The following is a 12,201-nucleotide window of genomic DNA, read 5'->3' as shown; positions in this document are numbered from 1 at the left end:
GCCCAACCATGAACGCCCTGCCTCCCTTCGACGAGACCGGCATCACCCCGCAAGATGCGACCAAGCCCAAGCCCGGCGCCGCCGGTTCGCGGCCGCGCCGGCGGCTGTGGCAATGGGGACTGCTGGCGGTCCTCCTCGGTGCGGGTGCCTATGGCTACACCCGCTACACCACCCCGGCGCCCGGCACCGGCATCATGACCGCGCCGGTGACCTCCGGCACCGTGGAGGAAACCGTGCTGGCGAGCGGCACGCTCAAGCCGTCACGCCTGGTGGCCGTGGGCTCGCAGGCGTCGGGGCGCATCCTCTCGCTCAAGGTCAAGCTGGGGCAGAAGGTTGAAAAGGGCGAGCTGATCGCGCAGATCGACGCGGTCACCCAGGAGAATGCGCTGCGCACGGCGGAAGCCTCCCTCGCCAACATGCGCGCCCAGAGGGCGGAGAAGGAGGCGACCCTCGTGCTCAACGAACAGACGCTCACGCGCCAGCGGACCATGGTGGCGCAGAAGGCGGTCTCGCAGGCGGATTTCGAGGTTGCCGACGCGACCGTGAAGGTGACCCGCGCCCAGCTCGCCGCCCTGGAGGCCCAGATCGTGGGGGCACAGATCGCGGTGGACACCGCCCGGGCCAACCTCGGCTACACCCGCATCACGGCGCCCATCGACGGCACCGTGCTCGCCATCGTGGCCCAGGAGGGCCAGACGGTGAATGCCTCCCAGTCGGCGCCCAGCATCGTCATCCTCGGCCAGCTTGACGTGATGACCGTGCGCGCCGACATCTCGGAGGCCGATATCGTGAAGGTCGCGCCGGGCATGCCGCTCTGGTTCACCGTGGTCGGCGCGCCGGAGGAGCGGCACGAGGGCAAGCTCGAATTCATCGAGCCGGCGTCCGAATCCATCAAGAGCGACAGCAGCTTCGCAACCTCGACAAGCTCGTCCTCGTCGTCCTCGGGCTCCACCACCTCGGCCATCTATTACATCGGCGTGTTCGACGTGCCGAACCCCAAGGGCCGGCTGCGGACCTACATGACGGCGGAGGTGCACATCGTGCTCGGCCGCGCGGCGGGTGTGCTCACCGTGCCTTCGACCGCACTGGTGCGCGCGGGTCGAGGTTATCATGTCCGCGTCCTCCAGCCCGACGGGACGGTGGAGCGCCGCCGCGTCGAGGTGGGCCTCAACGACAAGATCACCGCGGAGATCCGCTCGGGCCTGGTGGAGGGCGAGAAGGTGGTGACGGGCGAGGCCGTGCCGGGGGCGGCCGGCGGCGGTCAGCAGCAGCAACAACGCCGGCCGGGTGGGCCGCCATCTCCCATGGGGGGGCTGTGAGCATGGACGCGCCCCTCCTCCAGCTGAAGCAGGTGTGGCGCGAATACCCCTCCGGCGAGGGCACCATCGCGGCGCTCAAGGGCATCGACCTTGAAATCGAGCGCGGCGAGATCGTGGCCATCGTGGGCGCATCCGGCTCGGGCAAGTCGACGCTCATGAACATATTGGGCTGCCTCGACCGGCCCACCTCCGGCAGCTATCGCGTCGGCGGCAAGGAAACGTCCGCCCTCGAACCCGACGAACTGGCGGCGCTGCGCCGCGAGCATTTCGGCTTCATCTTCCAGCGCTATCACCTGTTGGGCGAGCTGACGGCGCTCGGCAATGTGGAGATCCCCGCCGTCTATGCGGGGGCGAGCGCGCAGGCCCGCCGGACGCGCGCGGAGGCGATCCTGGCCCGGCTCGGCATGGCCGACCGTGCGGAGCACCGGCCGGGCCAGCTTTCCGGTGGCCAGCAGCAGCGCGTCTCCATCGCCCGTGCCTTGATGAATGGCGCCGACGTGATCCTCGCAGACGAGCCCACCGGCGCGCTGGACAGCAAGAGCGGGGCGGAGGTGCTGCGCATCCTCGACGAACTCAACGCCGAAGGGCGTACCATCATCATCGTCACCCACGACATGAAGGTGGCCGAACGCGCCCGGCGGATCATCGAGATCCGCGACGGCGAGATCGTCGCCGACCGTCCCGGCGGCGCCGCGCCGGCGCCCCTGTCCGGCGCCGCGCCCGGCCCGCGGACGGCGACGGGCCGGCTCGCCGGGTGGCGTGCCTATATCGACCGGCTCGGCGAGGCGTTCGTAATGGCGCTGCTCGCCATGAACGCCCACCGGCTGCGCACCTTCCTGACCATGCTGGGCATCATCATCGGCATCGCCTCGGTGGTGTGCGTGGTGGCGCTGGGCGAGGGCTCGCGGCAAAAGGTGCTCGCCAACATCTCGAACCTGGGCACCAACACGCTGGAGATCTTCGCCGGCCGCAGCTTCGGCGACACCCGTTCGGGCCGCATCACCACGCTGGTGGTGGCCGACGCGGATGCCCTCGCGCGGCAGCACTATGTGGCCGCAGTGACGCCAACGGTGTCGAAATCAAGCACGGTGCGCTTCGGCGCCATCGAGGCGAGCGCCCTCGTCAACGGTGTCGGCGAGGGGTATTTCGAGGCCAAGGGGGCAAGGCTCGCCCAGGGCCGCTTCTTCGACGCCGAAGGCGTGCGCGAGCGTGCCCTCGACGCCGTCATCGACGAGAATACACGCCGCACCCTGTTCAAGGATTTTCCCGAAAGCCCCCTCGGCCAAGTGGTCCTGGTCGGCGACGTGTTCGTGCGGGTCGTCGGGGTGGTGGCGCCACAGCAGGGCGGCTTCGGCTCCAGCCAGAACCTGTCCATCTATCTGCCATTCACCACGGTGCAGACGCGCTTCGTGGGCTCAAGCTCGCTGCGCTCCATCACCGTGAAGGTGGCGGACGATGCGCCCATGGACGTGGCCGAGCAGCAGGTGACGCGCTTCCTCACCCAGCGCCACGGCATGAAGGACTTCTTCATCATCAACACCGATGACATCCGCAATACCATCACCGCCACCACCGAGACCATGACGGTGCTGATCGCCTCCATCGCCATCATCTCGCTCATCGTGGGCGGGATCGGGGTGATGAACATCATGCTGGTGTCGGTGTCCGAGCGGGTGGGGGAGATCGGCGTGCGCATGGCGGTGGGGGCGCGGCGCAGCGACATCCTCAACCAGTTCCTCATCGAGGCGGTGCTGGTGTGCCTTGTGGGCGGGGTGGCCGGCATCGGCCTCGCGCTCGGGTTCGGCGTGGTTTTCGCCCATATGGGATCGAACTTCACCCTCATCTATTCCGCGACCTCCATCGTCGCGGCGGTGCTCTGTTCGAGCCTCATCGGCGTCGGCTTCGGCTACCTGCCGGCGCGCAATGCCTCGCGGCTCGATCCGGTGATGGCCCTGGCGCGCGATTGAGGCGACGCCCGGGGCTTCCCGCCCCAGCGGCCCCAGCCTTCGCGCGGTGGCGGGAGGCTTGCGCTCAATCCGGCCAACCGGCCGCGCCGCAGGACGTGGCGTCATGCCCAGCGGCCTGCGGCATGGATCGGGGTCGTGCCCGGACCCATCCGGGCTGGTCCAGGGTGCCATACGCGCTCCAGTCGGCGCGCCCCGTCTTAAGCAGCCCATCGGCGCATCGGAGCCGGTGCGGGCGGCTGATACGCCTTACGGAGTCATCTTTTCACGCCGCGCGCGACGATAGCGCAGCCACGACAACGCCGGCCGGCGGCGGGGCTTCGCCTTGCGGGTCGCCTCCGCGCGTACCAGCTCTGCGCGCACCAGCGCGGTCGCGCGGGCCTCGGCCTCCCGCACGCGGTCCAGCGCCCGGTCCGCCAGGGCGTCGAGGGCGGGATGCGCCGCCTTCCGCAGTCCCGGCTCGGCCAGCCGGCAGAAATCCGGGACGGCGGCCTCGATCGAACGGGAGAACCAGCTGATGGCCTCCGCGATGAAGCCGTCCTCGAACAGGGTGCGGGCGTAGTCGAACTGTCCGCGATAGTCGCCGCCGAGGGCCGCCATTCGATACCAGCGGCGCGCGGCCGCGGGGCGCGCGCGTCGCCCCCATCCGCGCTCGAGAAAGCGCCCGATCATGGTCATGGCCTTCGCATTTCCGAGGCGCGCGGAGCGCACGTACCATGCGAGGACCGGGGACGGATCGGCGGCAAATTCGTCGGCGTGAAGCAGGAGCGTGGCGAGATTGAACTGCGCCCAGGCGTGGCCGCGCTCCGCCGCCGAAAGATAATGGCGGGCGGCCTCGGCCATGTCGGGCGCGCAGCCCCAGCCGAACTCGTGGCACCGGCCCACCATATTGACGCCGTCGAGACTGCCGGCCTCGGCGGCGATCGCAAACCACCTGAGCGCCGCCTCTGGATCGCGCTCGACGCCCTGGCCGTCGAGCAGCATCTGGCCCCAGGCGACCTGCGCGCTCTTTATTCCGTTCAGCGCGGCCGCGCGGACCCAGCGGGCCGCCTCCTGCGGCGCCTCCCCCATCCGGGCACGCAGGACATCTGGATGGATCTCCTTGAGAGCCTTGTAGGAAATCCGTTCGTCGACCATCTGGGACCCTGCACTGCGGACTGCCACCGTGGACCTGCACGGCCGTTGGATGACCGCGTGCTCCACGCCGTATTGAGAGAGGGCCTAGAGACCCCGGAGATGCGCATCCGTGTCAATACCCCTGTGGCAGAAGGCGCGAAGATCTTAATTTTAATTATTCCAAATAGTGTACATTTCTGTATCAAAAAATCGCACCATGTCTCAGTCTTTCAGACTTCGGCCTAACTTAGATCTAATAAAAAACATAATAGTTGCGTCGCAGCATGATCGATCATTATATCTCGATCGTTGCTGGAAGTTTCCGCCCGGATCGGCTCATCGAAGTCGTTCCAGTGAGGCGATAGCGACAGCGGCGCCCGAGCGTCGGGACAAGATGAGACCGCAGGATTTTGATCTGGCGGACAAAACTCGACACATGGATCCCATGCGTCGAGCGTGGACCATGCATGACTGATCTATAGCATACTAGAAGTTTATTATAACAATAATAAAATCCGATTTGATGTATTTTGACAAACAAAATCAACAAAATTACGAATTGCATTATTGCATAATAAAAACTTTCAGAACGTTTTTTCTTGATTCAAGTCGAAATGGTTTTCGTTCGAGAGCGGGTTATCGAACAGGAGAAATTGGTATGGTGGCGTTGAGGACACTTCGGCCGGCGATGAAGCATTCCACGGTCACTGCCGGTCTCGCGATGACCATGTCTGCGGTGCCCATGCTGGATGCATTCGCGCAGCAGGCGCAAAATTCGAACCTGGAATCGTCCGCTCTGGAACTGCCCACCATCGTCGTGGCCAGCGAGGGTGAGCCGGCCAACGCGCTCGAAGCGAGCACGGGCCTCTCCCGCCTGCCGGGCACCATCCAGGATACGCCGCAGGTCGTCACCGTCATTTCGCAGGAGACGATGCAGCAGCAGGGCGTGACCACGCTCGAACAGGCGCTGCGCAACGTGCCCGGCGTCACCGTCGCCATCGGCGAGGGCGGCGGCGGCATGAACGGCGACCAGTTCCGCATCCGTGGCTTCCAGGCCAAGGGCGACATCTACATCAACGGCCTGCGGGACTTCGGCGTCTATGTGCGCGACAGCTTCGCCTATCAGAACGTGGAGGTCTTCAAGGGGCCAAGCTCCGAGAGCTTCGGTTCCGGAACCACCGGCGGCGCCATCAACTCGGAACTCAAGCAGGCCCATCGCGGCAACGTGTATGACATCGAGGGCCAGTTCGGCTCGGGCCCGCTCTATCGCGGTGTCTTCGACGTCAACCAGCAGCTGAACGACACCACGGCCGTGCGCATCGTCGGCATGGTCAATCAGCAGGACATCGTCGATCGCGACCACGTCGAGGCCGACCGCTGGGGCCTGATGGGATCGCTGGGCTTCGGCCTCGGCACCAACCAGACGCTGTATCTCAACTATCTCTATCAGCACGGCGACCGCACGCCCGACTATGGCGTTCCGATCGTTACGCCCCTGTACAGTGACGTCCAGAAATTCGGTGCGCTCGGCCAGCCGGTGACCGAATGGGGCGTGCCGCGCAACACCTTCTACGGCAAGGTGACCGACCGCGACATCACCGACACCAACATGTTCACCTCCAATTACAAGAACGAGATCAACGACTGGCTGACCTTCACCAACGACAGTCGCATCGGATACTATACCCGCAACTTCGCTACGACGGTGCCGGGCTGCAGCCAGGGGACGTCGCCGATCACGGAGGCGAAATACGAGGCGAGCTGTACTGGTCAGTTCTTCGACGGCAAGGATCCCGCCGTCACGTTCGGCGGCGGCAATCCGGGCTTCGACCAGACGAGCTGGGCGGCGCAGAACGTCGCCACCTTGAACGCCAAGTTCAAGACCGGATGGCTGCGCCATGAGCTGGTAACCGGCATCGACTACTACACGGTGAATGACGAGCGCACCCTGATCTCCGTCAACGGCAGCAAGGGTACCTCGACCATCTGGAACCCGATCTACCAGAATATAACGGGCTATTACCTTTACTCCAACCCGCTGGGCAACAACGGACAGAAGATCAGCGACACCTCCGATTTCGGCGTCTTCGCCAGCGACCGCATCTGGTTCACCGATCAGATCTCCATCCTGGCAGGAACCCGCTGGGACAGTTATTCGACCGACTACAGCTATTGGTGCGTCGACACGGCGGTCACCTGTCCGGCCAGCCCCGGCACCTGGGTGAACGCGGACTCCGACACGCAGTTCTGGAGCCCCAAGGTCTCGCTGATCTGGGAGCCGACCAAGACCCAGACCTATTATGTCTCCTACGCCAAGTCCTTCACGCCCCAGGGCGCCTTCCCCACCAATGATGCCACGGTGGTCAATCCCACGCAGCGGGACCTTGCGCCGGAAGACAATGAAACCTGGGAGGCCGGCGCCAAGATCTCGGTGCTGGACGGCAAGCTCGGCCTCACGGCGGCGATCTTCCGCGTCAACAAAAGCAACGTCTTCTACACCGATCCGGTGACCGGGGATTCGGTGGAGAGCGGCGAGACCCAGCGCGTGCAGGGCATCGAGCTTGGTGTGACGGGCAACATCACGGACGCCTGGAGCATCCAGGCGGGCTATGCCTATTACGACAGCTCGATCCTCACCTCGCCCGTGGCCACGGCCGCAAATGTCGGCAACGAGGTCCCTTTCGTCTCGCCGAACAACTTCACGCTCTGGACCACCTATGATCTGATCAAGGGCGGCTTGATCAAGACTCTGCCCGGACAGCTCCTCGTCGGTGGCGGCATCACCTATGCGGATGACTATTTCACCAACAGCGCCAACACGGCGATCATTCCGGAAACATTCTCGCTCGATGCTCTGGTGTCCTACAGGCACGACAAGTACCGCGTCGCGCTCAACGGATACAACCTGACGAACGAGCTGAACTATTCCAGCGGCTTCGGCAACCGTGCCATCCCCGCGTCCGGCCGCACCTTCACGCTGACGGTCGGCGCCACCTTCTGAACCTCGCGTGTCCAGGCGGGCGGCGCGGACGGAGGCTTCTCCGCCCGCGCCGCCCCGGTCTTTGCTTGTCAACGGATCCCGCATGCTCGTCGAAATCCCGAATCTGCTGACCGAAGCGGAAGTCGTTCATTGCCGCCGCGTGCTGGAATCGTCCCCTTGGGTCGATGGGCGGGTGACGGCGGGCCAGCAGGCCGCGAAATCGAAATTCAACCTCCAGATCCCGGTGGAGTCGCCGCAGGCGCTGGAACTCGGCGACATCATTCTCCGCGCGCTCGGCCGCAACCCCGTCTTCAACTCGGCGGCCATGCCGCTCCACGTGCTTCCGCCCATGTTCAACCGCTACGACGTGGGTATGAAGTTCGGCGCGCACGTGGACGGCGCCATCCGCGCCATTCCCGGCGCCGGCCGACGGCTGCGCACCGATGTCTCCACCACGCTCTTCCTGAGCGACCCCGCCGACTATGACGGCGGCGAACTGGTGATCGAGGACACCTACGGCACGCAGGAGGTGAAGCTGCCGGCGGGCCACGCCGTGGTCTATCCCTCGAGCAGCCTGCACCGTGTCAACGAGATTACCCGCGGCAGCCGCTGGGGGGCGTTTTTCTGGTCCCAGTCGATGATCAAGGAAAGCGAGCGGCGCGGGCTGCTCTACGATCTCGACCTCGCCATCATCGCGATCCGCACGAAGCTGCCGGACGACGATCCCGCGGTTCTCGCCCTCACCAACGTCTATCACAACCTGCTCCGGCAATGGGCGGACATGTGACGCCGTACGGGCGGACATGACATTCAAGGTGGCAATTGGTGGAAAAAACGGGCCGAAGGGCAGATCGCCAAGCTTAAACTCCTCAAGCACCGGATGTACGGGAGGGGAAAGCTCGATCTCCTTCCGGCGCGCCTCATAGGTGCCCCTTAAATCGTCTCCACCAAACCTGCGTCAGACCCGAATATTGCTCCGGCTTCGGACCGTTGCCCCAATGCCGCGGAGCGCTGGTCCGGACCGGATCACCCGGTTCGGCCAGCTCATGCGCACCAACATCACCGAAGGTGCGCTGCCGTTCCGCAAGGCCTATCTGCGATCCCTGATCGACGCCGTGGAGGTCGACGACCACGTCATCCGCATCCACGGATCAAGGACGGTGCTGGAACAGGCCGTACTCGCTGAACATGCCACCCATCCGGCGGGGGGGCGGCTTTGAACGCAAATGGCGCTCCCAAGGGGAATCGAACCCCTGTTTTCGCCGTGAGAGGGCGACGTCCTAGACCGCTAGACGATGGGAGCATCTCGCGAGAGGGGTGCTCTATAGCGGCGTTCGGCGGGGACTTCAAGCCTCCCGGGGCAAGGATCTGTGGCCAAAGATGGCGCTGCCCACACGCACGTGCGTCGCGCCCTGGCGGATGGCGGCCGGAAAGTCGGCGCTCATGCCCATGGAAAGCCCGGAAAGACCGTTGCGCGCCGCGATCTTGGCCAGCAGCGCGAAATGCGGGTCGACCACATCCGTCGCCGGTGGAATGCACATCAGGCCGAAAATCTCCAGGGCGTGCCGCTCCCGGCACTCGGCGATGAAGGCGTCCGCAGCTTCCGGCAGAACGCCGGCCTTCTGTGGCTCGGCCCCGGTGTTCACCTGCACGAACAGGCGCGGGCGCCGGCCCTGGCGCGCCATCTCCTCGGCCAGCGCGATGGCGATCTTCGGCCGGTCCACCGTATGGATCACATCGAACAGCGCCACCGCCTCGCGCGCCTTGTTGGACTGGAGCGGCCCGATGAGATGCAGCTCGATGCCCGGATGCGCGGCGCACAATGCGGGCCACTTGCCTTGTGCCTCCTGCACCCGGTTCTCGCCGAACACCCGCTGGCCAGCCGCGATGACCGGTACGATCTCGGGGGCCGGGAAGGTCTTGGAGACGGCCACCAGCGTCACGGCGGCTGGATCGCGCCCGCTGTCATGGCAGGCGGACAGGATCTGCGTGCGCACCGCCTGAAGACCCGACGCGGCGTCCTGCGCCTGGGCTTGCCTGTTCATGATACCTCGACCTCTTGACCGGAGCATTCTTGATGCGGGGATACCGCTACGCTTGAAGAAAAATGCGATAAACACGGGAGTCAGGGCCTCGCTGCCCCCCGCGAGACCGGTCCATCCGCCAGCAGATGGACTGATCTCCCCATCCGATCAAGAAGCGTTTACAACTCACTGGGCGGCTGTTTCGCGTTTCCGTCCTCAGGGGGCATGGCCGAGCATGGTCGAGCGTAGCGGCGAAGAGGCGCCAGTCGCTTCGAGACGGCTTTCCAGCCTGCGCCTGCGCATTCTTTTTCTGATCTGCCTCGTTGCCGTGCCGCTCTCCGTCGAGCGCATCATGGCCCTCTTCGCGGATCGTCAGGACCAGATCCAGTCCCTTGAGGACGATGTCCGCGATCTGGTCCGCCGCGCCACGCTCGCCCAGCTCGAAGGGCTGACGCGGGCCCGCACCGTGCTCGATGTGGTGTCACGGCAGTCGGAAGACCTGCTGGAGGATGCGGACGCCTGCATCCCCTTCGTGACCCGGCTCGCCAACGAGGTGGCCGGGATCCAGGGCGTTTTCGTCGCCACCCCCGACGGCGACGTGAAATGTGCCCATGCGCCGTTCGCCATGGGCGTCAACATCGCAGACCAGCCGTTTTTTCAGGAAGCCCTCACCGCCGAAGACATGTTCATGACCGAACTGTTCTTTTCGCGCTTCAGCGGCCAGAACTCGGTTTTCCTGCTGCGGACAGAGCGCGCGCCGAGCGGGAAGCCGCTTGCGGTCGCCGGCATTATCCTCGACCTGCAGTGGCTCTCGCGGATTGCCGCCGGCAGTGCGGTGGAGGCGGGCGCGGTCGTGGATGTGGTGGGCGAAGGCGGGGCCGTGCTGGTGCGCTATCCGACCCTGGCCGATGTCGTGGAGCACCGCTTCCCCGACCATCCGCTGACGCGCAAGATCATGGCCGTCAAGGAAGGCGTCGTCACCACCGTCGGCTATGATGGAAAGGAGCGGATCTTCGCCTTCAACCGCTTCGAGGGGCTGGACCTGCGCGTGGTGGTGGGCATGGATGCCGCCAAGGTCCTCACGCCCATCGACCGCAAGATCCAGACCACAGCGCTGGCGCATTTCGCGGCGCTGGCCTGCTTCCTGCTGGTGTCGTGGTTTGCCGCCGAGCGCATCGTCATCACGCCCATCGCGCGGCTGACGCGCTCGGTCGCCGCCGTGGGCCGCGGCGAAGCCGACCATGTGAAGGACAACGACGTCACCGAATTCGCCCCGCTGGTGCGGGCGTTCAACGAGATGGCCCGCCGCCTGTCCCAGCGCAACAGCGAGCTGCGCACCATGAACGGGCGCCTCGCCTCCCTCGCCCGCACCGATGGGCTCACCGGCCTTGCCAACCGCCGCACCTTCGACGTGCAATTCTCCCAGGACTGGGTGCGCGCCCGCAGCGATGGTGCCCCCTTGACCCTGGTGATGCTGGACGTGGACCACTTCAAGGCGTTCAACGATGCGCGCGGGCACCTGTCCGGCGACGAGGCCCTGCGCGCCGTGGCGCGCATTCTGTCGGCCGCGGCGACGGGGACGAGCCATCTTGTCGCCCGCTACGGGGGCGAGGAATTCATCGTCCTGATGTCCGGGGCGGATCTGGCGGCGGGCCTGGCGTTCGCGGAGGACGTCCGCCGGCTTTTGGGCGAGGTGGCCATCGCCCATCCGGCCTCGCCCCGCCGCCGCCTGACGGCCAGCTTCGGCGTGGCCAGCACCACGCCCACGCTGGAGGGCAGCCCCGACACGCTGGTGGCCGCCGCCGATGCCGCCCTCTACGAGGCCAAGCGCTCCGGGCGGGACCGGGTGGTTGCCAACGCCGAGCGCTACGCCACCGGGGCGAACGGCACCTTCAGATAGTTCCCCCAGCCCGTCCGGCCCGATCGGGCGTGCCGCCGCGGGTCGGCCTTTGCCGGCCTGTGGTCGCGGGTCTGCGTTCAGACGTGCCGCGCCGTAGCCTCAGGCGAGCCGGCGGATGCTGCGCAAGGCCAGTCCCGCCGCCGCGATGCGCGTCAGCGCCTCGCCCACGGGCTCGCGCGCCACCGCCATGTGGAAGGCATTGGCATGCAGCAGGGTGTCCGCCGCCTCGGCGATGCCCACATGGCCCGGCCAGAACAGGAGGTCGCCGCGCCGGAGTTCCGCGTCGAGCGCGAGGGGAGCGCCGAGGGCCGCTTCCTGCATGTCGCTGTCGCGCGGGGCGGCAACGCCGGTGGCGGCGAGCGCCGTCTGCACCAGGCCGGAGCAGTCGAGGCCGAGGCTGGAGCGGCCGCCCCACAGGTAGGGCACGCCCAGGAAGCGGGCCGCGACGGTCACGAAATCGCCCTCCCGCTCCGCGCGCTCGGCAAGATGCACGGCGGGCAGGAAGCCGTCGGGCGTCACCGCGAAGCCGCCGCGAACCTCCCGCACCGCCACCTTGCTGCCCAGCACCAGCGCCTCGCGCGGCGGCAGCTTGATGTCGGGGCCGGGGAACAGGAAGGTGCGCAGCGCGCGCACCGTGTGGGTGGGTTCGGCGCCCGGCGGGGCGAGGGCTTCCGTGGGCATGTAGCCCACGTAGCGGTCGGCTTCGAGCTGGACCCAGGACCAGCCCTCGGGATCATCCTCGAACACGCGGACGGTCTCGCCGAACAGGGCCTGGGTTTCGAGCGGGGCGTCGCTGGCGGGGCGACGCCGCAGCGGCGCCACCGGCACCGCCACGCGGCGCACGTCGCCCTCCACGTAGCGGGCGGCGTCCACCTGTCCCTTCAGGGCGGCGGAGGCG

General features: G+C 66.5%; 9 protein-coding genes and 1 tRNA gene. 6 read left to right on the top strand and 4 right to left on the bottom strand.

All coding sequences use genetic code 11. From position 1 onward, the window contains the following. Nucleotides 1–8 precede the first annotated feature (8 nt). Together K9U41_RS03290 and K9U41_RS03285 are read left to right on the top strand one after the other, a co-directional pair. Nucleotides 9–1,319: an efflux RND transporter periplasmic adaptor subunit gene (locus tag K9U41_RS03290; protein WP_282639437.1), complete on the top strand. Its 1,311-nt coding sequence runs from the start codon at nucleotides 9–11 to the stop codon at nucleotides 1,317–1,319. Nucleotides 1,320–1,321: 2 nt separating this feature from the next. Next, nucleotides 1,322–3,286, top strand: a complete 1,965-nt coding sequence (locus tag K9U41_RS03285; RefSeq protein WP_282639436.1) for a MacB family efflux pump subunit — start codon at nucleotides 1,322–1,324, stop codon at nucleotides 3,284–3,286. 246 nt (nucleotides 3,287–3,532) lie between these two features. Here the strand turns inward: K9U41_RS03285 and K9U41_RS03280 are convergent, their stop codons facing one another. Then, the gene (locus K9U41_RS03280; protein ID WP_282639435.1) at nucleotides 3,533–4,486 is read right to left on the bottom strand and encodes a tetratricopeptide repeat protein; all 954 of its coding nucleotides are present in this window, start codon (nucleotides 4,484–4,486) and stop codon (nucleotides 3,533–3,535) included. A gap of 601 nt (nucleotides 4,487–5,087) precedes the next feature. Between K9U41_RS03280 and K9U41_RS03275 the strand changes: the two genes are divergently transcribed. The 3 genes from K9U41_RS03275 to K9U41_RS03265 all read left to right on the top strand — a co-directional run bounded on the left by K9U41_RS03275 (nucleotide 5,088) and on the right by K9U41_RS03265 (nucleotide 8,599). Beyond that, nucleotides 5,088–7,400 (top strand): TonB-dependent receptor, encoded by a 2,313-nt coding sequence (locus tag K9U41_RS03275; RefSeq protein WP_282639434.1) that lies wholly within the window; start codon nucleotides 5,088–5,090, stop codon nucleotides 7,398–7,400. An 82-nt stretch (nucleotides 7,401–7,482) separates the two neighbouring features. Next, nucleotides 7,483–8,166 carry a Fe2+-dependent dioxygenase gene (locus K9U41_RS03270; RefSeq protein ID WP_282639433.1) on the top strand — a complete coding sequence of 228 codons (684 nt, stop codon included), beginning with the start codon at nucleotides 7,483–7,485 and terminating at the stop codon, nucleotides 8,164–8,166. Nucleotides 8,167–8,377: 211 nt separating this feature from the next. Then, nucleotides 8,378–8,599 (top strand): hypothetical protein, encoded by a 222-nt coding sequence (locus K9U41_RS03265; RefSeq protein ID WP_282639432.1) that lies wholly within the window; start codon nucleotides 8,378–8,380, stop codon nucleotides 8,597–8,599. A 7-nt stretch (nucleotides 8,600–8,606) separates the two neighbouring features. On the opposite strand, the gene K9U41_RS03260 is transcribed toward K9U41_RS03265, so the two are convergent. Continuing rightward, nucleotides 8,607–8,682 (bottom strand) — tRNA-Glu (locus K9U41_RS03260). A gap of 43 nt (nucleotides 8,683–8,725) precedes the next feature. Next, a complete protein-coding gene (locus K9U41_RS03255) occupies nucleotides 8,726–9,424 on the bottom strand; it encodes a YggS family pyridoxal phosphate-dependent enzyme (RefSeq protein WP_282639431.1) in 699 nt (232 codons plus the stop codon). A gap of 214 nt (nucleotides 9,425–9,638) precedes the next feature. Between K9U41_RS03255 and K9U41_RS03250 the strand changes: the two genes are divergently transcribed. Beyond that, nucleotides 9,639–11,303: a sensor domain-containing diguanylate cyclase gene (locus K9U41_RS03250; RefSeq protein WP_282639430.1), complete on the top strand. Its 1,665-nt coding sequence runs from the start codon at nucleotides 9,639–9,641 to the stop codon at nucleotides 11,301–11,303. Nucleotides 11,304–11,402: 99 nt separating this feature from the next. On the opposite strand, the gene K9U41_RS03245 is transcribed toward K9U41_RS03250, so the two are convergent. Beyond that, on the bottom strand, nucleotides 11,403–12,201 hold a 799-nt coding region (locus K9U41_RS03245), incomplete at its 5' end, for an NlpC/P60 family protein (protein WP_282639429.1).

The organism is Xanthobacter autotrophicus, from assembly GCF_029991245.1.
GTDB classification, from domain to species: Bacteria; Pseudomonadota; Alphaproteobacteria; order Rhizobiales; family Xanthobacteraceae; genus Xanthobacter; species Xanthobacter autotrophicus_C.
Note: the sequence above shows the minus strand (reverse complement) of the source record. Positions and strands in the feature narration are given on the sequence as shown.

Bases quoted from the DNA above. Each gene is read 5' to 3' on its own strand.
- K9U41_RS03290 (WP_282639437.1), top strand. From the start codon at position 9: ATGAACGCCCTGCCTCCCTTCGACGAGACCGGCATCACCCCGCAAGAT.
- K9U41_RS03285 (WP_282639436.1), top strand. From the start codon at position 1,322: ATGGACGCGCCCCTCCTCCAGCTGAAGCAGGTGTGGCGCGAATACCCC.
- K9U41_RS03275 (WP_282639434.1), top strand. From the start codon at position 5,088: ATGAAGCATTCCACGGTCACTGCCGGTCTCGCGATGACCATGTCTGCG.
- K9U41_RS03270 (WP_282639433.1), top strand. From the start codon at position 7,483: ATGCTCGTCGAAATCCCGAATCTGCTGACCGAAGCGGAAGTCGTTCAT.
- K9U41_RS03265 (WP_282639432.1), top strand. From the start codon at position 8,378: ATGCCGCGGAGCGCTGGTCCGGACCGGATCACCCGGTTCGGCCAGCTC.
- K9U41_RS03255 (WP_282639431.1), bottom strand. From the start codon at position 9,424: ATGAACAGGCAAGCCCAGGCGCAGGACGCCGCGTCGGGTCTTCAGGCG.
- K9U41_RS03250 (WP_282639430.1), top strand. From the start codon at position 9,639: ATGGTCGAGCGTAGCGGCGAAGAGGCGCCAGTCGCTTCGAGACGGCTT.